Source organism: Rhodococcus sp. NPDC019050, from assembly GCF_055664235.1.
In genome coordinates, this window is the sequence record NZ_JBVOON010000003.1 from 104959 (window position 1) to 125416 (window position 20458).

The window sequence follows — 20458 nt, forward strand, 5'->3', positions numbered from 1 at the left end:
GTCTTTACGCCGGGATGTACCCCCGGTCACGATTGGTTAGGCTAACCGAAATACTCACCTACGCCAAGAGTGTCGATCATCCGAATTCCAGGGCGAACTCGTCGATCTCCGACTGATCGAGCCCGGCGAGGGTCAGATCGGACGGTGTGAAGCCGCCGGCCTCCCCCGTCGACGAATGCCGGGCCAACGCCCCCAGCGCCTGCACCCACGTGTCCACGAGGTCTGCCACCACCTGCTCGTGTACCAGCGCCGGGCTGTATCCGAAAGTGCCTCGGAGCATCGGCCCTTCCGCCGTCTCGTCCGTGAACACGCCGATCTCGAGCGCGTGGTTCACCGGCATGTCCGCCTCGGTGGCGCCGCCCAGCGCAGACGATTCCGGTGCGCTCGACCACGGGCGGCCCTGCGCTTCACCGAGAGTCAGCCTGCCCAGGTAGTTGAACCCGATCTCCGGGGCCGACGCCGACGCCAGGACGCGGCAACCTTCGTCGTCGAGGTGTCGGAGAATCCCGAAACCGATTCCGTTGTCGGGAATTTCGCGCAGTTGTTCCTTGACCTGTTTGAGGGCTTCGCCCGCTTCCCGTCCACCTTCGAATGCCACATCGAGATCCGTGCCCGCCACGTCCAGCCGTACCGGGTACAGACTCGTGAACCATCCGACGGTGCGCGAGAGGTCGGCGCCCGGCACCACCTGCTCCTCCCGCCCGTGCCCTTCGAGGTCCACCGCGACCGCACCGGCGCCGCAGACCCGGGACACCGCGAGTGCGAGAGCCGCGAGCAGTACGTCGTCGACACCGGCGTGGAACTGTTCGGGCACCGTCGTGAGCAGTGCTTCGGTCACCGCCACCGGCACTTCGACGTGTGCCTGCGCCGTGGCCGACATCGTGTCGCGGGCGGGATCCACAGCGCGCGAGCCGATCCGGACACGACCGTCCGACGACGTGATCCGACTCCACAACGGTAGTTCGGCGCGACGCGCCGGCGCGGTGTCGAGCAGCCCACGAGCCCAGAACCGCAGCGGAGTACCGGTCCGGACCGGCGTGGTCCCGGCGACTGCCTCGGCGAGGTCGGGAACCAGAATCCGCCACGACACGCCGTCGACCACCAGGTGGTGCACCGCGAGCAGCACCCGGCCCTGTGCGCCGGGTCCGGCGTCGAAGAACACCACCCGGACGAGTTCGCCGGACTGCGGATCCAGTGCCGCATAGGCGTCCTCGGTGGCCGCGACGATCACGGCGGACGGGTCGTCGAGTCCCGAGATGTCGATGCGGGTCACCACGCCGGCGCCCCGGACCGCTCCCACCGGCAGGATCTCGAGGGTGCGGGCCGCGGAGTCGAAGACCGAACGCAGCGCGTCGTGCACGTCGAGGACCGACTGCACGGCGTCGGTCAGCACCTCGAGCGTCAGCGCTTCGGGGGCCAGCAACAGTCGCGACTGCGCGTACCTGGCGTACGGCCCGCCGCGGTCGAGCATGTCGTGAACGATCGGCGTCGCCGGAACGCTTCCGGTTCCCGCGGCCGGATCGGTTTCCGGCCGGCCCGCATCCGGTTCGGCGACCCGCGCGAGACCCGCGACGGTCCGGTGTTCGAACACATGCCGGGCCGTGAACCGCAGGCCTGCCGCACGCGCCTTGGACACCAACTGGATCGACACGATCGAATCGCCACCGAGCGAGAAGAAGTCGTCGTCGACGCCCACCGTCTCGAGTCCGAGCACCCCGGCCACCACGTCACAGAGCCGTCGTTCGATGTCGTTGTCCGCCTGTCGTCCGGCAGCCGTGGGCGTGAACACCGGGGCCGGGAGCGCGGCCCGGTCGACCTTGCCGTTGGCGGTCAGGGGGAACTCGCCGAGGACCACCACCGCGGCAGGAACCATGTGTCCGGGCAGGTGTTCGGCGGCATACGCTCGCACGGAGTCGCCGTCCACCTGCGCCGTTTCCGGCAGTGCACTTCCCGGCACCACATAGCCGACGAGACGGCGGCGGCCGGGTTCGCCCTCGCGGGCGACCACCGCGGCCGCCGACACAGCCGGATGACCCGCGAGCACGGTCTCGATCTCACCGAGTTCGACCCGGAACCCGCGGATCTTGACCTGATCGTCGTTGCGTCCGAGGTATTCGAGCCGATGGGGTGCGCGGGAGGTCCACCGCACCGTGTCGCCGGTGCGGTAGAGCCGGCTTCCCGGTGCGCCGAAGGGATCCGCGACGAACCTGCCCGCAGTCAGGCCGTATCGGCCGAGATATCCGCGGGTGACGTGCGGACCGCCGACGTACAACTCTCCCGGCACGCCCGGGGGCACCGGACGCAGATATCGGTCGAGGACGTGGGCGCGACCACCGGCGACAGGCTGCCCGATGTGCGGGGCCACGTCCGGTGTCATCAGCGCGACAGTCGCGTCGACCGTGCATTCCGTGGGGCCGTAGATGTTCAGCGCGCGCAGTCCGGGTGTGGACGCGAGATCCGCCCACAACTCGGCGGGGACCGCCTCGCCGCCCACGGCGAGCACCGACGGGCGGTGCTCGGCAGCCTGATCGAGGAGACCCTCCGCGACGAGTTGCGTCATCAGGACCGGCGCGCAGTCCAGTGCGTCGATCCGGTGGTCGCGGACGTACCCGACGATGCCTTCGGCGTCGGCGGTCATTTCGTCCGCGAGAACGTGCACCGTGTGACCGCCGAGCATCGCGAGCAACTGGTCGACCGACGAATCGAACGCGAAGGTGTAACTGAGCAGCACCTGCAACTGCCGCTCCTCGGGGTCACCGTAGGTGCGGGAACGCACTGTCTCCCACAGGTTCACCGCACCGCGCTGGGGCACGACGACGCCTTTCGGGGTCCCGGTGGAACCGGAGGTGTAGACCACGTAGGCGGTGTTGTCCGCCCGGACCTGTCCGCGCAGTTCGGGGAGCGGAACCGGATCCGTGCGCGCGGCACCGCACCGAGCCAGAGCAGGCTCGTCGAGTACGACGGCCACCTCCGCATCGCGCAGCATGTAGTCGATGCGCTCGGCCGGGTGGTCGGGGTCGACGGCGAGGTAGGCGCCGCCGGCCTTCCACACACCGAGAATCGCCGCGACGATCCCGCTTCCGCGCGGAAGCCGAAGACCCACCACTGTTTCGGGTCCGACACCGCAGGCGAGTAGCGCGCACGCGATCCGGTCGGACCACGCATCGAGTTCACCGAATGTCAGGGTCTTCCCACCCGCGACGACGGCCTGCCGGTCCGGTGCCGCGGCGACCGTGGCGGCGAACAGATCGACGAGCGTCTCCGGTCCCGGTTCCGGTCGTGCGGGTTGCGGTTCCGGCCGTCCGTCGCGGAGCCAGGAGCGTTCGGCATCGGAGAGCAGGTCGGTCCGGGACAACGCACGGTCGGGGTCGCCCGCGAGAGCGGCGAACCCGCGCACGACCCGCGCGGCGAATGCTTCCGCGGTGTGGTGGTCGAAAAGGTCCCGGGCGTATTCGACACGGACCCGCATGGACCCGTCCGGCGTGTCGACCACGTCGAAGGTCAGATCGAACATCGCGGCGTCGTTGGGCACGAGCGAGACCTCGGGCGAGAGATCCTCGAATGCGTTCGGCACCGGAAGGTTTCGATACTGGGCCATCACCTGGAACAACGGGTGGCGGGCCGCGCTGCGTTCGGGTTCGAGCGCCTCGACAACTCGGTCGAAGGATACGTCCTGGTGGGCGTACGCGGCGATATCGGCACTCTTGATACGGGCAAGCAATTCCCGCACGGTCGGGTCCCCGGAGAGATCGGTGCGCAGGACGACCATGTTGACGAAGAAACCCACGAGGTCGTCGAGTTCCGACGCCGGACGTCCCGCGGTGGGGGAACCGATAGGGATGTCCTCCCCTGCCCCGCTGTGTGACAACGCCAGCGCCACCGCGGCATGGACCATCATGAACATCGTCGCGCCGGTGTCGCGTCCGGCGGTCCGCACTGCCGCGGCGAGCGCTGACGGAATCTCCAGTTCGACACCGCCACCGGCGAACGAGGCGACGGCCGGGCGAGGCCGATCCGTCGGCAGGTCGAGTTCCGCCGGAATCCCTGCGAGTTCGTTGCGCCAGAAGTCGAGTTGGCGCCCGGCGAGGCTTGTCTCGTCCCGCGGGTCGCCGAGCAGTTCACGCTGCCACAGCGCGTAATCGGTGTACTGGACGGGAAGGGGCGCTGGTTGCGCCCGGTCAGCACCGGTGTGGGCGGCGTAGAAGGTACCGAGGTCGCGCAGCAGAATCGGGGTGGACAACTCGTCGCTCGCGATGTGGTGCACGAGTAGCAACAGGATGCTTTCGTTCGACGTCACCGTGAACAGCCGAACCCGCAGGGGAATCTCGTGTTCGAGGTCGAAGGCGTAACGCGCCGCCGACCGCACCTGCTCGTCCACCGCATCGGGTGTCGTCTCCACGACCTCGAACGGACTCTCGACGGCTCCGAGCACCCGCTGCATCCCGGCACCGTCCCCTTCGGTGAGCACGGTGCGCAGACTCTCGTGGCGGGCCAGGACGTCGGCAACGGCACGGCGCATCGCGGCGGAATCGACGTCACCGTGCAACCGCACCGTCAGCGGAACGTTGTAGGTCGGGCTGGGCCCTTCCATACGGAAGAGGAACCAGAGGCGCTGCTGCGCGAACGACAACGGTACGAGGTCACCGTGGTTACGCGCGACCAGCGGTGGACGCGTAGGTCCGGCCGCGACGCCCGCGTTCTCGCACCGCACGGCGAGTCCGCCGACGGTCGGGTGGTCGAACACCTCGCGGAGCGGCAGTTCCACCCCGATGCTGTCGCGCACGCGGGCGAGGAGCTTCGCCGCAGACAGCGAATGTCCGCCGAGCGCGAAGAAGTCGTCGTCGACACCCACCGTCTCGAGCCCCAGGATGTCGGAGAACAACTCACACAGGCGACGTTCGAGGTCGGTCGCGGGAGTGCGTGACGATACGAGAGCACCGAAATCCGGTGCCGGAAGGGCTTTCCGGTCCAGCTTCCCGTTGGAGGTCAGTGGCAGTTCACAGAGTACGACGAGAGCGGCCGGCACCATCGCTGCCGGCAGCCACTCGGTCAGTTGTGTCCGTGCCGCCACGGGGTCGAGCGCATCGCCGACGAGGTAGCCCACCAGTTGTGCGGTGCCCGCCCCGTCCGTGTGGATCGCCGAGACCGCGCGCGCCACTCCGGGCAGGCGCAGCAGCGCCGCGTCGACCTCCCCCAGTTCGATACGGAACCCACGCACCTTGACCTGGTTGTCGACGCGTCCGCGATAGACGATCTGCCCGTCCGGAGTCCACATCACGCGATCGCCGGTGCGGTAGAGCCGTGCGTGAGCGGGATCGCCCGAGTCGCCGGCGAACGGGTTCGCGACGAAGCGGGTGGCGGTGAGGGAAGGAGCGTCGAGGTAGCCACGAACGACCCCCGGGCCGGACAGGTACAGCTCACCCTCGGCTCCCGAAGGCACCGGCGCCAGACCCGAATCGAGGACGTAGGCACGGAGGTTCGCCACCGGGCGGCCCACGACCGGTGTGTCGCTGTCGTGAACTTCGGCGACGAGCGCATCGACGCTGCATTCGGTGGGCCCGTAGAAGTTGAACGCCGCGCCCCGGCGAGCACGCAGGTTCTCCCACAGCCGGCCGGTTGCTGCGTCGCCTCCGAAACCGAGGGTGGAGACGGCGTTCTCGGGGAGCATCCCGTCCTCGACCACCTGGTCGAGTTGGGCGGGAGAGAGTTCCACGAAGTCCCAGCGCTCGCGGAGGGCCTGTTCGGTCAAGAGCGCCGGATCGCGTTGCGCGAGTTCGTCGACGATGTGGAGGGTGTGACCGGCGAGCATCCACAACAGTGGCTGCACCGAGGCGTCGAACGCGAGCGACCAGGCGAGTCCGAGATCGAGGTGCTCGTGGCCGGCTTCGTGTGCCGCACGTGTGAACACCTGTTCGCGGTGACTGTGCAGGAGGTTGACCAGACCACGGTGCGGAGCGACCACACCCTTGGGCCGGCCCGTCGATCCGGAGGTGTAGATGACGTATGCGACCGAGTCGGGCGTCGGGGCGGGCCGTCCCACGGGCGACAGGACCGACTCCCCTGTGCCGTCGAAGTCGATTTCGTCGAGCCGGATCCGGCGCGTGGTGGCGGCGGCGTCCGCAACTCGCCCGTCGGTGGTGGGTGAGGTCAGCACGTACGCGGGCGCGGCGTCGGCCAGCACGTGCGCGAGGCGTTCGAGTGGCTGATCGATATCGAGCGGAACGTACGCCGCGCCCGTCTCGAGGATCGCGAAGATCGCAACCACGGCCTCGACCGTGCGGGGCAGTGCGATCGCGATCCTCGGTTCGGTGGCGTCGCCGAGACCCTCGGCGACGAGATAACGCGCGAGGCGGTTCGCCCGCGCGCGCAGTTCCGCGTAGGTCAGGGTGGTGTCGGCGTCCGCGACCGCCGCCACGTCGGGCGTCGTGTCGGCCTGCCGGTGCAGCAGATCGACGAGAGTCAGGCCCGGCTCTACCGGCACGTCCGGAGATGCGCTCCAGTGCTGGAGGATCCGATTCCGCTCGGCGGAAGTGAGGATCGGGAGTTGTGCGAGTGACGTCGCTGCGTCGAGGGTGCTCACGGCATCGAACAACTGCTCGAGCCGCGCGACGTGGATCCGCAGTGCATCGTCGTCGTAGATGTCGGCATCGACGTCGACGAAGACTTCGAGTCCGGCGCTCGCGTCGAGTGGCCGCACCGTGATCATGAAGTCCTGGAACGGGCCGCGAGCAACCGAGTGCACAGCCGCGCTGATGTCGGCGAACCGGAACCGGTCGCCGAACGGTTTCACGTTGACGGACGGACCGATCACCCCGCGCGATCCGGCGGGCAACCGCAGGTCGCGCTGGATGTCCTCACCGCGGTAGCGGTAGTGCTTGCGGCACAGGGCGACCGAATCGCGGACCTGCGCGACGAGTTCGGACAGGGTGTCCCGTGCGACCGGCCGCAGCCGCAGCGGCACGACGTTGACCGCGGTCATCGGTACGTTCAGTGCGGCAGATCCGAGCCTGTTCATCACCGGGAACCCGAGGGTGATGTCTTCCCGTCCCGTCACCCCACGGAGATACGCCGCCACCAGCGCTGTCACCGCGTCGCCCCAGCTTCCGCGGGCGGATTTGCCGAGTGCGGCGAGCGCGTTCTGCCGGCGTGCGCCGAGCGTGAACCGGGCAGCACGGGAACGCCTGGCGATTCCGCTCGCACCGGGTTGCAAGGCGACCGCTTCCTCGACGTCTGCGAGATAGTCGGCCCAGAACGCACGGTCGTCGGCGAAGGCGTCCGACTCGCGGTAGCTCTGTTCTTCGCGCACCACCGGTTCGACGGGGGCGAAGCGGTGCGCAGAGGTTTCGGTGCCCGTGACGAGCGCGGTGTAGTGCTCACCGATACGGCGGTTGAAGAGCGAGAACCCGAAGGCGTCGAAGACGAGGTGATGGCCGCACACGTACAGGACGACACGGTCGTCCGCGAGGCGTAGAACCGCGGCTCGGACACACAGGTCGACGACCGGATCGATCGCGCGTGCCAGGTCGTTCGCCATCCACTCCTCGGCAGCGGCCCACGCGTCGGGCGTATCGCGCAGATCCACCACGGGAGGCTCGTCCAGCCGTCTTCGCCCGGGGAACTGAACGACCGTACCGTCGTGCTGCACTTCGAAGGAGGCGACGAGCGCCTCGCACTCGTCGGCTGCGGCGCGCACTGCCGCGACCAGGGCGTCCGTATCGACCGTTCCGCGCAGTTCGATGCATTCGGACGTGTTGAAAATCGGGTTGTCGGGGGTCAGTTGCTGAGCGAACCATACGCCCGTCTGGGCGCGCGTGAGCGCCAATCCCGTGGTCGACGGCCTGGACGTGGGCACTGTCATCCCCTTTTCTGCATTCGAAAACTCTTGGGCGCGAGCAGAACACCCGGGTTGCGCAACTCTCGGCGATTCGGAACAGTACCAAAGGTAAGGCTAACCGTATATGTTGCTGAGACGATCTTGTGCAGCCTGCACTCGATCCGCCGTCTCACTCCGCTATCGAGAGGTTCGAGCATGCAGACATCGGTTGTCGACACACCGACACCCGACTGTGCCGAGCGGACCGTTGCTCGCCCGTTCGTGTTGTCCCGCCCCCACGGCACCGTGATCGCCGGAGGGATCGAGGACCGGTTCGACCGGGCCGACGCCGCCGCCGCGGCCCTGCGGACAGGGCGCGTGCAGGCACTCGTCGGTGCGCTCCCCTTCGATCCCGCCCACCCCGTCGCACTGACGGCGCCGCACACACTGGAGCACACTTCCGGGCCGGTCGGTGTCCCGTCACCCGTTCTCCCCGCCATGCGTGTCGTGCAGGCGATTCCGGCGGAAAACACACACCTCGACCGGGTGACCGCCGCACTCGCTCTGCTGCGCTCCGACGACGACGACCTCGTCAAGGTCGTTCTCGCACGCGCGCTCCGTCTGCGGTCCGAACTGCCGGTCCGGGCCGCCGACCTCGTCGCACGCCTTGCCGGAAACGACCCCGCCGGCAACGGTTTCGCCGTCGATCTCACGCCCGCCGGTGATCCGTGGCGCGGACGGCAGTTGATCGGCTCGAGCCCGGAGGTGCTCATCCGGCGCCGCGGCGACCGGGTCACGGCCCATCCCCTCGCGGGGTCGGCGCCGCGCCATGCCGACCCCGCCTCCGATCGCGTGGCCGGCGAGCGTCTCGCGGAGTCCGCGAAAAATCGCGCCGAGCATGCGCATGTGGTCCGCGCGCTGCGCTCCGCGCTCGAACCGCTGTGCACCGACCTCGACATACCCCGGTCGCCGTCGCTCACGAGCACCAGACAGTTGTGGCACCTCGGCACGTCGGTCTCGGGGCGTCTGCGCGACCCGTCCACCACGGCGCTCGACCTTGCCCTCGCGGTGCATCCGACCCCCGCGGTCTGCGGTACACCGACCGAGGCGGCACGCGAATTCATCCGGGACGTCGAAGGTGACCGCGGGTTCTACGCGGGTGCGGTCGGGTGGTGTGACTCCCAGGGGGACGGCGAGTGGATGGTGACCATCCGGTGCGCGGTCCTCGACGCGGACGGCACCACACTCACCGCCTACGCGGGGGGAGGCATCGTCGCCGATTCCGATCCCGCCGACGAACTCGCCGAGACCAGCGTCAAATTCGGGACCGTTCTCGACGCGTTCGGAGTACGCCGATGAGCGCTCCCGTCACGCTCGTCGTCGGTGCCGCACAGGGCATCGGCCGCGCCACCGCCGTCACCTTGGCCCGCGCCGGACACCGCCTCGCGCTGCTCGACCGCGACCCCGCCGGCCTGCGCAAGACCACAGCGCTGATCGGAGGCTACGCACCGGTGTATCCGGTCGACATCCGCGACCACGACGCCCTCGAGTTCGCCGTCGACAGCATCGAATCCGACCACGGGCCCATCGAGCACCTGGCGCACGTCGCGGGCGTGTTCACCACCGGATCCGTACTCGACTCCGATCCGGACGACTGGCAACGCATGTTCGACGTCAACGTGACCGGGTTGCTGTCGGTACTGCGCGCGGTCGGGCGCGCGATGCGGCAGCGTCGATCGGGGTCGGTCGTCGTGGTCGGCTCGAACTCCGCCGGGGTCCCCCGAATGGGCATGGGCGCGTACGGATCGTCGAAGGCGGCCGCCACCATGATCGTGCGCGTCGCCGGACTCGAACTCGCGCAGTACGGGATCCGCGCCAATATCGTCGCACCCGGCTCCACCGACACCGCGATGCAACGGTCGCTGTGGGAGAACCCGGACGACGACGACGGCGCACGCAGCGCCATCGACGGCGATCCGGCACAGTTCAAGGTCGGAATTCCGCTCGGCCGCATCGCCGAGCCGTCCGACATCGCGGATTCGATCGAGTTCCTGCTCTCCGACCGTGCCCGGCACATCACCATGCAAGCCCTCTACGTGGACGGCGGCGCGACCCTGCGTGCCTGAGTCCCGTTCCGCCCCTCGAAAGGAATCATTTCGTGACCTCCGGCCTCCGGCGCAGTGCGCTCGCCGACATCGCCCGCTTTCCCGAGGACTTCAGCGAGTTGTACCGCGGCGCCGGGTACTGGACCGGGGAAACGTTCGCGGAGTTCGCAGCGAACCGCGGTGCGCGATTCGCCGACCGGGTCGCGGTCGTGGGACCGGACGCCATTGGCGTGCGCCGGCAGCTGACCTACCGGGATCTCGACGAGTCCGCCACACGGATCGCGACCGGACTCGCGCATCTCGGTATCCGGGCCGGCGACCGGGTCTTGCTGCAGTTGCCGAACATCGTCGAGTACACCGAAGTCCTCTTCGCGGTCTTCCGTCTCGGAGCGTTGCCGGTGTTCGCGCTGCCGGCGCACCGCGCATCGGAGATCGGTTACTTCTGCCGCTTCGCGGACGCTGCGGCCTACATCGTCGCTGCCGAACACGGCGGATTCGACTACCGCACGCTCGCTCGTGAAGTCACAGGTGCGCTGGACAATCCGCCCGCGGTCGTCGTCGCCGGGGACGCCGGTGAATTCGTCTCGCTCGCCTCGTTGCGTGAGCACGAACCTGCGCCCATCGCCGACGTCCATGCGGAATCCGTCGCGTTCCTCCAGTTGTCCGGCGGCACGACGGGGACACCGAAACTCATCCCCCGTACGCACGCCGACTACCTCTACTCGGTGCGCGAGTCGGCACGGATCTGCGGGGTCGGCGAAGACACCCGGATGCTGGTCGTGCTTCCGGCCGCGCACAATTTCCCGATGAGTTCACCGGGAATCCTCGGTGTCCTCCACGCCGGCGGAACCGTCGTATTGGCACCGGATCCCAGCCCGGACACCGCTTTCGCGCTGATCGAAGCCGAGCGCGTCACCATGGCTTCGCTGGTGCCACCGCTCGCCCAGGCGTGGTTGGCGGCGCGGGCCCGCACCGAGCGCGACCTCTCGTCGCTCGAGGTACTGCAGGTCGGTGGCGCGAAGTTTCCGGCCGAGGCGGCAAAACGTGTACGGGCGGAACTCGGCTGCACACTGCAGCAGGTGTTCGGCATGGCGGAGGGTCTCGTCAACTACACCCGCCTCGACGACGACGAGGACACGATCGTCCACACCCAGGGCCGCCCGATCAGCCCGCACGACGAGATCCGTGTGGTCGACGACGCCGGCGAACCGGTCCTCTTCGGCGCCCCCGGGCACCTTCTCACCCGCGGCCCGTACACCATCCGTGGCTATTACGGCGCGCCCGAGCACAATTCGACGGCGTTCACCGCAGACGGTTTCTACCGCACCGGCGACATCGTGCGCATCACCGAGCACGGTTACCTCGTCGTCGAAGGCCGGGCGAAAGACCAGATCAACCGGGGTGGCGAGAAGATCGCGGCCGAGGAGGTCGAGAACCACCTCATCGCCCACCCCGCAGTGCTCGATGCTGCGGTCGTCTCGATGCCCGACCAGTACCTCGGTGAACGGACGTGCGCCTTCGTCGTGACCGAGGGCGAGGCGCCGAAAGCGCTCGCACTCAAGGCTTTCCTGCGAGAACGAGGACTCGCTGCATACAAGATCCCCGACAAGGTGCTTTTCGTCGACGCGTTCCCGGTGACCGGTGTCGGCAAGATCAGCCGCAACGAACTCCGCCGGGCGCTGACCGCCACCCTCCAGAACTGACGTCACCCTCCAGAAAGCGAAGATCGATGGCTCTGCCGAAGTCCGTGTCCTATTCCCTTCCCGACGAGCAACCGTCGAACGTGGCGTCGTGGTTGATCGATCCGGACCGTGCCGTGCTGCTCGTCCACGACATGCAGGAATACTTCGTGCGGTCGTTCGACCGTACGGCCGATCCGCTCGCCACCGTGGTTCCGCACATCGACCTGCTGCGCAACACCGCCCACGAGGTCGGAGTTCCGGTGGTCTACACCGCACAACCGGGAGACCAGGACCCGGCGGATCGTGCGCTGCTGTCGGACTTCTGGGGTCCCGGGCTGTCCGAGGATCCGACCGAAACGTCGATCATCGCGGACCTGACGCCGCACGAGGGCGACACCATGCTCACCAAATGGCGGTACAGCGCCTTCATCCGCACAGATCTTCTCGAACGGATGCGCGCGTGGGGTCGCGACCAGTTGATCGTCACCGGGGTGTACGCCCACATCGGCTGTCTCACCACCGCGCTGGACGGTTTCATGAACGACATCCAGGTCTTCTTCGTTTCGGACGGCACCGCAGACTTCTCGCAGCGTGAGCACGTCGATGCCCTGACCTACGTCGCGTCGCGATGTGCGGTGGTGCTGCCCACCGACGAGGTCGCGCGTGCGCTCACGCGCTCGTCGGTGCGCGCCTGAGTCACACCCCGACGGACCGGTCGTCGTGCTCGGAGACCGTGCGATCGTCGCGACGAGCGAGCGCGGCGTACTTACCGCCGAGCGCGACGAGCGCGTCGTGGGTACCCCGCTCGATGATCCGGCCGTGATCGAGGACCACGATCTCGTCGGCGTCGCGGACGGTGGACAGGCGGTGCGCGATCGTGATCGTCGTCCGTCCGGCCCGCGCGTTGTCGAGCGCCTGCTGCACCGCGCGTTCGGTGTCGTTGTCGAGAGCACTCGTCGCTTCGTCGAGCACCAGGATCCGCGGGTCGCGCAGGAGGGTGCGGGCGATCGCGAGTCGCTGCTTCTCGCCGCCGGAGAAACGGTGCCCGCGGGCGCCGACGACGGTGTCGTAACCGTCGGGCAACGACATGATGAGGTCGTGGATGTGCGCGGCACGCGCGGCGTCCTCGATCTCCGCGTCGGTGGCGTCCGGCCGGGCGTAGCGCAGGTTCTCGCGGACCGTGGCGTGCAGCAGATACGTCTCCTGCGACACGACTCCGACGAGAGCGGCCACGTCGGCGAGTCGCATGTCGCGCAGGTCGATTCCGTCGATCGTCACCCGTCCCGCCGTCGGGTCGTACAGCCGCGCGACGAGCGACCCGAGGGTGGTTTTGCCCGATCCGGTCTCACCGACGAGCGCGACGCGGGCGCCGGCCGGTACGTCGAGGTCGATCCCGTCGAGCGCGAGGCGGTGTGCCCCGTCGTACCGGAAGCTCAGATTCTCGAAGCGGACCCTGCCGGCGACCTTCGCCGGATCGACCGGCACCGGATCGGCGGGCTCGTCGATGTCGACCGCCAGGTCGAGGTACTCGAAGATGCGGCTGAACAGCGCGAGCGAACTGGTGACGGACACGCCGACGTCGAGCAGGCTCATGAGCGGCCGGAAGAGCGCGCCCTGCAGGCCGGTGAAGGCGACGAGGGTGCCGATGGTCATGCCTCCGGAGGTCGCCGGTAGACCGGCGACGAGATAGAGCACCGCGGGAATCGCGGCGAAAATGATGTTCATGGTGGCCATGCGCCACCGGCCCGAGAGTTGGGCGTGCACCTCGAGATCGGCGAGATCGGCGGAGGTTTTCGCGAACTTGTCCGACAGCGCGGGCCCGGTGCCGAGGGTCTTGCCGAGCAGCACACCGCTGACCGACAGACCTTCGTCGATCTGGGTCTGGATGTCGGCGAGGCGGCGTTGCTGGCGGGTGGTGATCGCCCGTCGCATCTGGGCGACGCGGCGGGTGAGCCAGATGGCGGGCGGAAGCACGATCAGCGACAGCAGGGACAGTCGCCAGCTCAGCACGGCCATGGCGATCGCGGTGCCGACCACGGTCGTGATGTTGGCGGCGAGCGAGGTGGCGGTGGTCGTGACCACGGATTGCATGCCGCCGATGTCGTTGGTCAGCCTCGACTGGATCTCGCCGCCGCGGGTGCGGGTGAAGAACGTCAGGGACTGCCGTTGCAGGTGCGTGAAGACCCGGGTGCGCAGGCCGTGCATGATCCGCTGGCCGACGGTGGTGGAGATCCAGGTCTGCACCACCCCGAACAGGGAACTGATCACGGTGACGGCGAGCATGCCGCCCACCGCCCACAGCAGCAGGCTCACGTTCTGGTGCGGAATCGCGTCGTCGATGACGGCCCGGACGAGGAACGGTGTCGCGAGCGAGACGGCGGACGAGGCGACGATCAGCACGACCACGAGCGCGATCTGGCGACGATAAGGGGCGAAGAGCGCGCCGATCCGGCGCAGGCTGACGGGAGATTCGCGTAGCTGCTCGACGTCCTTGGGATCGATTTTTCCGCGGCCACGGGAGGGGCCGCCTCGACCTGGTGGGGGATGCATCATGTGCACACCACCTCGATTCTGCATTCGTACGTACTTGCTGAGGTTGCCTCATTAAGAGGTAGCTGTCAAGTGAGGTATGATCCGGGCCATGTCCGATTCCCCCGTGGTGTTGCGCGATCTGCTCATGGGCGCCACGCGCACCCTCCGGCGCCGTTGGCACGACCTCCTGCAGCCGTGGGAACTCTCTCCCCACGAGCATCGGGCTCTGCGGGTCATCGGTGAGAGCGATACCCCGATCCGCCTGGGAGTTGTGGCGAAGGCCCTGCGCATCGCTCCCCGTTCGGCCACCGAGGTGGTCGACCGGCTCGAATCCCGCGGACTCACCGAGCGCCTCGCCGATCCCGCCGACCGCCGCGCGGTGTGTGTCCAGCTCACCGGCGACGGACGCACCGTTCTCTCCGAACTCGATGCGGCACGCGACACGGACGCCGCAGAGGTGTTCTCCCGGCTCGACGCGTCCGAGCGGGCCGACCTCTCGCGGCTCCTGCGCAAACTCGTGGACGACGCGCCCCGCTGACATCTCACATTCTCCTCCTCCGGCGCGTTTACCCGACAAGACCGAAGGAGGCCGCATGACGCACCACACCCCGAAGTTGGCCGCGCGCGTGGACGCTCTGCCCTGGACGCAGCTCACCGAGGAACTCGACAACTACGGTTGCGCCGCCACCGGCCCGCTGCTCGAACCGGCCGAGCGCGCAGAGATCCTGTCGATGTGGGACGACGACGCCCGCTTCCGGACGACCGTCGACATGGCCCGCCACCGCTACGGCCACGGCACCTACAAGTACTTCGGTACGCCCGTACCGAAACAGGTGGCCCAACTCCGCAGGATCTTCTATCGGCACCTGCTGGCGCCCGCGCGCGACTGGGCAGCGCGGCTCGGCGATCCTGCGCCCTGGCCCGACGACTTCGACGAGTGGCTGGAAATGGGTCATGCCGCGGGCCAGCCCAAGCCCGCACCGTTGATGCTGCGGTACGTCGGCGGCGACTGGAATGCGCTGCACCGCGATCTGTACGGCGATCTCGCGTTTCCGCTGCAGGTCGTGATCGGGCTCGACCGCCCCGGTGTCGACTACACCGGCGGCGAGTTTCTCCTCCTCGAGCAGCGGCCCCGCGCTCAGTCCCGCGGCACCGCCAACGTCATCGAGCAAGGGCACGGGCTGATCTTCACCACCCGCGACCGCCCGACGCGCGGCGCCCGGGGGTGGACGCGCTCGCCGGTGCGGCACGGCGTGAGTACCGTCCGGTCCGGGCTGCGACGCACCCTCGGGCTGGTGCTGCACGACGCCGCCTGAAGCGCGGCGAGATCCGCGGCCGACGCATGCCCCGTCCCGCGAGGTACACCGGGTCTGTCAGATCACCGTCTCGGACCGGCGTTCGAGCAGGACGGTGTCGTGCCATACGCCGGCGAGCTTGCCGATGCGTTCACGGACACCCACTGTGCGAAATCCCTCCGAGTGGTGCAGAGCGAGACTGGTGCGGTTCTCCGGGAAAATCGAGGTCTGCAGCGTCCACAACCCCGCCTCGTCGGCGGCATCGACCTGGATGCGCAGCAGCGCCTTGCCTACCCGGCGCCCGCGCATCCCGTCGGCGACGTAGATCGAGTTCTCCGCCACCCCGGCATAGCATTCGCGGCTCGATACCGGGCTCAACGCCGCCCACCCGACGACGCACCCGTCGATCTCGGCGACCCAACGGTGGTCGGGCAGCCACACCTTGTCGAGCACCTCGAGAGCGGGAACCTCGGTGGTGAAGGTCGCGGTTCCGGTGGCGATCCCCTCACCGTAGATCCGCCGCACCGCAACCCAGTCTCGACCTTCGAGCGGGCGCACCGTCACGTCGGCAGCGCGCTCCTCGGGGCGACGGGGTCGACCGGGGCGGACGCCCTTCACTGCAGTGTCGGTGTCCACCCCGACGCCGCGAGCAACCGTGGGCGGCAAACCGTGCGATGTCATGACTCCACTGTATTGATCGACCTTGCGGCCCGCCGAACCTTCCGGACCCGTCGAGGCGCACGCTCGGCTCGGTCTGCACGACGGGCTCAGTGTCGGCAGCTTCCTTGGTAGTGCCGTCGGTGCGCAGCGCTCAGGATTCGAAGAACCGTCTCGGATTGTCGACGAGCATCGTGGTGATCTGCTCGTCGCTGACGCCCCGTTCGCGGAGTTCGGGCAACACGTCGTCGCTGATGTGGTTGTAGTTCCAGTTCGGTACCGCGAGTTCCTTCACGTCGTAGGGGAACCAGTCGATGAAGCACGACGCATCATGCGCGAGCACCATGCGGTCCGCATATCCGAGGTCTGCCAGCGCGGCCACGGTGGCGACGCGTTGTTCGAACGGCAGCAGCAGGTCGAGCCCGAAGCGGTCCATCCCGAGAATCGACCCGGCGTCGGCGATCTTCCGGAGGTAGTCGAGGTCCGTGGAATCTCCGCTGTGCCCGATCACGACTTTCGTCAGGTCGACACCTTCCTCGGCTAGGACCTGCTGCGCGACGAGACCCGACTCGGTGTGCGGATTGGTGTGCACCGTGATCGGAACGCCCGTTTCCACGTGCGCCCGGCCGACCGCGCGCATCACGCGCTCCACTCCGGGAGTGAGGCCTTGCGCTTCGATCGCGCACTTGAGCATCGCCGCCTTCACACCCGTGCCGGCGATGCCCTCCCGAATGTCCCGGACGAACAACTCGGTCAGCGGTTCGGGAGCGTCGAACAGCATTCCCGGTCCGACATAGTGGAATTGGAACGGCAATTCGTTGTAGGTGTACAGACCGGTCGCGACAAGGATGTTGATGTCGGTGTGTTCGGCGATGCGCTGAATCCGCGGTATGTACCGGCCGAGTCCGATCACGGTGGGATCGACGATCGTGTCGATTCCGCGGTCCGACAATGCGCGCAGTTTCGAGATCGCGTCGTCGACGCGCAGGTCCTCGTCCCACCTCGTCGGGTATTCGGGGTAGTTCTCGCGCATTTCCTCCCCGAGCACGAATACGTGTTCGTGCATGAGGACACGACCGAGATCACCGGTGTCGGCGGGGCCGCGGACGGTGTCGACAGATGCCATGGCGCAGAGGCTATGTCACCACGAGCGGACACGGACCGGGTTTCGGCGGGACCACATTTCCTACCTGCGCGGGCTCAGCCTCGGAGGAACTGCTGGTACCGGCGCATGCCGCTCAACCAGCGGTCGTAGTCTGCGCCCTTGTGCCGGTACATCTCGAGGACTTCGGGGTGGGGAAGGATCAGGAAGTGCTCTTCTTCCAGCGCGCCGAGCACGACTTCCGCGACATCGTCCGGTTCCAGAACCGCCCCGGCCCCGGTCACCGCGCGGGTGGCGAGCGCGCCGAGTTCGCTGTCGGAGTTCTTTCCCGCGTACAACAGTGGAGTGTTGACGCCCATCGGGCACAGGCACGACACTCGCACACCGCGGTCGCCGTAGGTGACCGACAGCCACTCGGCGAACCCGACCGCGGCGTGCTTGGTCACCGAATACGCCGCCGACCCGATTTGGGTGAGAAGACCGGCAGCCGATGCGGTGCTCACGAAATACCCTTCGCCCCGCTCCACCCATCCGGGCACGAGAATGTTCGCAGCACGGATGTGGGCGCGCAGATTGACGTCGAGGACCTGATCCCAGGCGGATTCGCCGATATCGAGTCCGGGCGGGCCGGTGATGCCGGCGTTCGCGAAATACAGGTCGACCGGCCCGAACTCCGCTTCGGCACGCTCCACGAGACCACGGATCGCGTCGGTGTCGGAGACGTCGCCTCCCACCGCGATCGTCGACGTGCCGTCGAGAGCGTCCACGACACGCTGAGCGGCGTCCTCGTCGAGGTCGGCCACGACCACACGGGCGCCTTCTGCCACGAGCCTGGCCGCGAGAGCGCCACCGATTCCACCGCCGCCACCCGTCACGATGGCTACCTTGCCGTCAACCTTCACCGGACCCCTCTCGGTCGTGATGCTCGCTGCCCGCACTGTCGCACGCTGCACCGGACTATAGGGCGAACACCGGACGACGCGGGGGCAAGTCGTCGTCCGTGCCGGGACTTGGCATCCTGGAGACGGACGCATTGCCACGATCCGCCGAGAGTGACCCTGACCGTGAACGAACTGTTCTCCATCCCCCGTCCGCGCCGCGAGATCGCGCCCGGTGCGGTGCACGTGCCCGACTGGCTGAATGTCGACCAGCAGCGAGAACTGGTGGAACTCTGCCGCGAGTGGGCACGGGGCCCGGCGCCGATGCGGCACACCGTGTTACCGGGCGGCGGGCAGATGTCGGTGCGTACGGTGTGCCTCGGCTGGCACTGGTCCCCCTACCGGTACAGCCGCACAGCGGTGGACGTCGACGATGCGCCCGTCGCGCCCCTCCCCGACCTGCTCGTCGATCTCGGGCGGCGCGCGGTCGCCGATGCGTATCAGGACGCGGCCGCGGGAGCGGACTACACACCGGACGCCGCATTGATCAACTTCTACGATCACGACGCGCGCATGGGCATGCACCAGGACAAGGACGAACGGGTCGCGGCCCCGATCGTGTCGCTGAGCATCGGCGACGCCTGCACGTTCCGCTTCGGCAACAGCGAGTCGCGGGGCCGCCCGTACACCGATGTTCGTCTCGAATCCGGCGACCTGTTCGTGTTCGGCGGGCCGTCACGATTCGCCTTTCACGGTGTGCCCGTCGTCTTCCCCGACACCGGCAGCGCACAGGTGGGACTGTCCGGCGGCCGGCTGAACATCACCTTGCGCGCGACCGGCCTGGACTGACCGAACCCCGACTCAACGGTCGCCGAGTTGCCGCGCAGCGTCCTCGAGGGCTGCGACGTCACTCCCGGAGAGTTCGATCCGGGCGGCGGCGATGTTGGCGTGAAGATGCGTGATGCTCGTGGTTCCGGGCAAGGGAACGACCGCGCCGGCGACCCGGCGAGCGCGATGATGAACCCACGCGAGGGCGATCTGGCCACGTGTCGCTCCTTCTCGCGCAGCAATGTCGGCAAGGGCCTGCCCGAGAGGATTGCCGGCGGAGTGAGTCAGGCTGCCGTGCCCCAGTGGCGAATACGCGACCAGCGCGATCCCCAGGTCGGCGAGAGTCGGGAGCAGGGTTTCGACGCCGCGTTGCGCGAGGGACCACTCCAACTGGACCGCGGCGATCGGGTGCACAGCGTGTGCGCGCCGGATGTCGTCGAGCGTGACATTGGACAACCCGAGCGCACCGATCTTCCCGGCTCGGTGCAGTTCGGCCATCGCGGCGACGGTCTCCTCGATGGGTGTCTCCTCGCTGCGGTGATGCAGATAGTAGAGGTCCAGATGGTCGACGCCGAGACGCCGTAACGAACCGTCGATGGCCGAACGCACTGTCGCAGGATCCGCGCGGACGCTCCAATCGTCCATCCGGCCCGATGGCCCCAATAGACGCCGAACTTGCTGCACAACGTGACGTCCTGGCGACAGCCGCCGAGTGCACGGCCGACCACTTCCTCGTTTCCGTACATTTCGGCGGTGTCCAGCACGGACACGCCGGCATCGACGGCGGCCCGGACCAGGCGGGCGGGGTCACGGTCGTCGTCGCCCCACCCGTCGTCCGTCAGTCGCATCAGGCCCAGGCCCTGGAGGGGCGCGGTGTCGGATGTCCACGTCGCAACCGTCATGAACGATGACGCTACGACCTCGACTGCACTCGAGGTCAAGAGCGACGGGCGTCGCCCGGCATCCCGGTCGTCCGGTGGACCCGACCCCCGATCACCCCGATACGGCCCTCGTCGGGTTCGGTATTGTCAGGCCATGAGCGTCGATATTCCGGCAGCGCAGACCCCCTCCTCCGGCGACGATCCTCTGGCACTCGACCGGCAGGTGTGCTTCGCGCTCGCCGTCGCCAACCGCGCCGTACTCGCGGTCTACCGTCCGATTCTGGACCGGCTCGGTCTCACGCACCCGCAGTACCTGGTGATGCTCGCCCTCTGGGAACGGGCACCGATGACGGTCAAGGACATCGGGGGCGTGCTGCAACTCGACTCCCCCACGCTGTCACCGTTGCTCAAGCGGCTCGAAGCCCTCGGCTTGCTCACGCGCGAGCGCAGCACGGTCGACGAGCGGCAACTCGTCGTGGACCTCACCGCCGAAGGCCGGGCACTGCGCCGCAAGGCGGAGTCGGTACCCGGCGAGGTGGTCGAGTCCCTCGGTGTCGATATCGCCGAACTCGAGGCGCTCCACACCGCACTCGTTCGGGTCAACGCCGCAGCGCTGAAGGCCGGGACCCAGCACCGTTAGGCACCGGTTCCCGGCCTCCGGCTGCGCCGCTGCTCAGTGGTGGCC

The 20458-nt window shown here is 68.2% G+C and carries 13 protein-coding genes and 2 pseudogenes; 8 read left to right on the top strand and 7 right to left on the bottom strand.

The annotated features are described in order from the left end of the window. Positions 1-76: 76 nt before the first annotated feature. A complete protein-coding gene (locus AC0B44_RS05085) occupies positions 77-7852 on the bottom strand; it encodes an amino acid adenylation domain-containing protein (protein WP_471902062.1) in 7776 nt (2591 codons plus the stop codon). 177 nt (positions 7853-8029) lie between these two features. Here AC0B44_RS05085 and AC0B44_RS05090 point away from each other — a divergent pair, with 177 nt between their 5' ends. The 4 genes from AC0B44_RS05090 to AC0B44_RS05105 all read left to right on the top strand — a co-directional run bounded on the left by AC0B44_RS05090 (position 8030) and on the right by AC0B44_RS05105 (position 12295). Further along, positions 8030-9172 carry an isochorismate synthase gene (locus AC0B44_RS05090; protein WP_471901841.1) on the top strand — a complete coding sequence of 381 codons (1143 nt, stop codon included), beginning with the start codon at positions 8030-8032 and terminating at the stop codon, positions 9170-9172. Beyond that, positions 9169-9939, top strand: a complete 771-nt coding sequence (locus AC0B44_RS05095) for a 2,3-dihydro-2,3-dihydroxybenzoate dehydrogenase (protein WP_471901842.1) — start codon at positions 9169-9171, stop codon at positions 9937-9939. Before AC0B44_RS05090 ends, AC0B44_RS05095 begins: the two co-directional genes overlap by 4 nt. A 68-nt stretch (positions 9940-10007) precedes the next feature. Further along, positions 10008-11621: a (2,3-dihydroxybenzoyl)adenylate synthase gene (locus AC0B44_RS05100; RefSeq protein ID WP_471902063.1), complete on the top strand. Its 1614-nt coding sequence runs from the start codon at positions 10008-10010 to the stop codon at positions 11619-11621. A gap of 26 nt (positions 11622-11647) precedes the next feature. Further along, positions 11648-12295, top strand: a complete 648-nt coding sequence (locus AC0B44_RS05105) for an isochorismatase family protein (RefSeq protein ID WP_471901843.1) — start codon at positions 11648-11650, stop codon at positions 12293-12295. 1 nt (position 12296) lies between these two features. Here AC0B44_RS05105 and AC0B44_RS05110 read toward each other — a convergent pair whose 3' ends face one another. Beyond that, a complete protein-coding gene (locus tag AC0B44_RS05110) occupies positions 12297-14153 on the bottom strand; it encodes an ABC transporter ATP-binding protein (protein ID WP_471901844.1) in 1857 nt (618 codons plus the stop codon). A gap of 76 nt (positions 14154-14229) precedes the next feature. Between AC0B44_RS05110 and AC0B44_RS05115 the strand changes: the two genes are divergently transcribed. Beyond that, positions 14230-14670 carry a MarR family winged helix-turn-helix transcriptional regulator gene (locus AC0B44_RS05115; RefSeq protein ID WP_471901845.1) on the top strand — a complete coding sequence of 147 codons (441 nt, stop codon included), beginning with the start codon at positions 14230-14232 and terminating at the stop codon, positions 14668-14670. Between the two features lie 55 nt (positions 14671-14725). Further along, a complete protein-coding gene (locus AC0B44_RS05120) occupies positions 14726-15448 on the top strand; it encodes a 2OG-Fe(II) oxygenase (protein ID WP_471901846.1) in 723 nt (240 codons plus the stop codon). Positions 15449-15505: 57 nt separating this feature from the next. On the opposite strand, the pseudogene AC0B44_RS05125 reads toward AC0B44_RS05120, so the two are convergent. The 3 genes and pseudogenes from AC0B44_RS05125 to AC0B44_RS05135 all read right to left on the bottom strand — a co-directional run. Next, positions 15506-16048, bottom strand: a pseudogene (locus AC0B44_RS05125) (GNAT family N-acetyltransferase); the annotation flags it as partial. A 190-nt stretch (positions 16049-16238) separates the two neighbouring features. After that, positions 16239-17210: a phosphotriesterase family protein gene (locus AC0B44_RS05130; protein WP_471901847.1), complete on the bottom strand. Its 972-nt coding sequence runs from the start codon at positions 17208-17210 to the stop codon at positions 16239-16241. A 74-nt stretch (positions 17211-17284) separates the two neighbouring features. Continuing rightward, on the bottom strand, positions 17285-18088 hold the full coding sequence (locus AC0B44_RS05135) for an SDR family oxidoreductase (RefSeq protein WP_471902064.1): 804 nt from the start codon (positions 18086-18088) through the stop codon (positions 17285-17287). A gap of 162 nt (positions 18089-18250) precedes the next feature. Here AC0B44_RS05135 and AC0B44_RS05140 point away from each other — a divergent pair, with 162 nt between their 5' ends. After that, the gene (locus AC0B44_RS05140) at positions 18251-18913 is read left to right on the top strand and encodes an alpha-ketoglutarate-dependent dioxygenase AlkB family protein (protein WP_471902065.1); all 663 of its coding nucleotides are present in this window, start codon (positions 18251-18253) and stop codon (positions 18911-18913) included. 12 nt (positions 18914-18925) lie between these two features. On the opposite strand, the gene AC0B44_RS05145 is transcribed toward AC0B44_RS05140, so the two are convergent. Both AC0B44_RS05145 and AC0B44_RS05150 read right to left on the bottom strand, forming a co-directional pair. Next, entirely contained in the window at positions 18926-19501 is a 576-nt protein-coding gene (locus AC0B44_RS05145; protein WP_471901848.1) for an aldo/keto reductase, read from the bottom strand. 20 nt (positions 19502-19521) lie between these two features. After that, a pseudogene (locus AC0B44_RS05150) lies at positions 19522-19794 on the bottom strand (aldo/keto reductase); the annotation flags it as partial. Between the two features lie 133 nt (positions 19795-19927). Between AC0B44_RS05150 and AC0B44_RS05155 the strand changes: the two are divergent. Then, positions 19928-20413, top strand: coding sequence for a MarR family winged helix-turn-helix transcriptional regulator (locus AC0B44_RS05155; RefSeq protein ID WP_471901849.1), 486 nt, complete (start codon positions 19928-19930; stop codon positions 20411-20413). The last annotated feature ends 45 nt before the right edge of the window (positions 20414-20458 follow it).

Coding starts and splice junctions, on each gene's coding strand:
- AC0B44_RS05090 (WP_471901841.1), top strand. CDS start 8,030: ATGCAGACATCGGTTGTCGACACACCGACACCCGACTGTGCCGAGCGG.
- AC0B44_RS05095 (WP_471901842.1), top strand. CDS start 9,169: ATGAGCGCTCCCGTCACGCTCGTCGTCGGTGCCGCACAGGGCATCGGC.
- AC0B44_RS05105 (WP_471901843.1), top strand. CDS start 11,648: ATGGCTCTGCCGAAGTCCGTGTCCTATTCCCTTCCCGACGAGCAACCG.
- AC0B44_RS05110 (WP_471901844.1), bottom strand. CDS start 14,153: ATGATGCATCCCCCACCAGGTCGAGGCGGCCCCTCCCGTGGCCGCGGA.
- AC0B44_RS05115 (WP_471901845.1), top strand. CDS start 14,230: ATGATCCGGGCCATGTCCGATTCCCCCGTGGTGTTGCGCGATCTGCTC.
- AC0B44_RS05120 (WP_471901846.1), top strand. CDS start 14,726: ATGACGCACCACACCCCGAAGTTGGCCGCGCGCGTGGACGCTCTGCCC.
- AC0B44_RS05130 (WP_471901847.1), bottom strand. CDS start 17,210: ATGGCATCTGTCGACACCGTCCGCGGCCCCGCCGACACCGGTGATCTC.
- AC0B44_RS05155 (WP_471901849.1), top strand. CDS start 19,928: ATGAGCGTCGATATTCCGGCAGCGCAGACCCCCTCCTCCGGCGACGAT.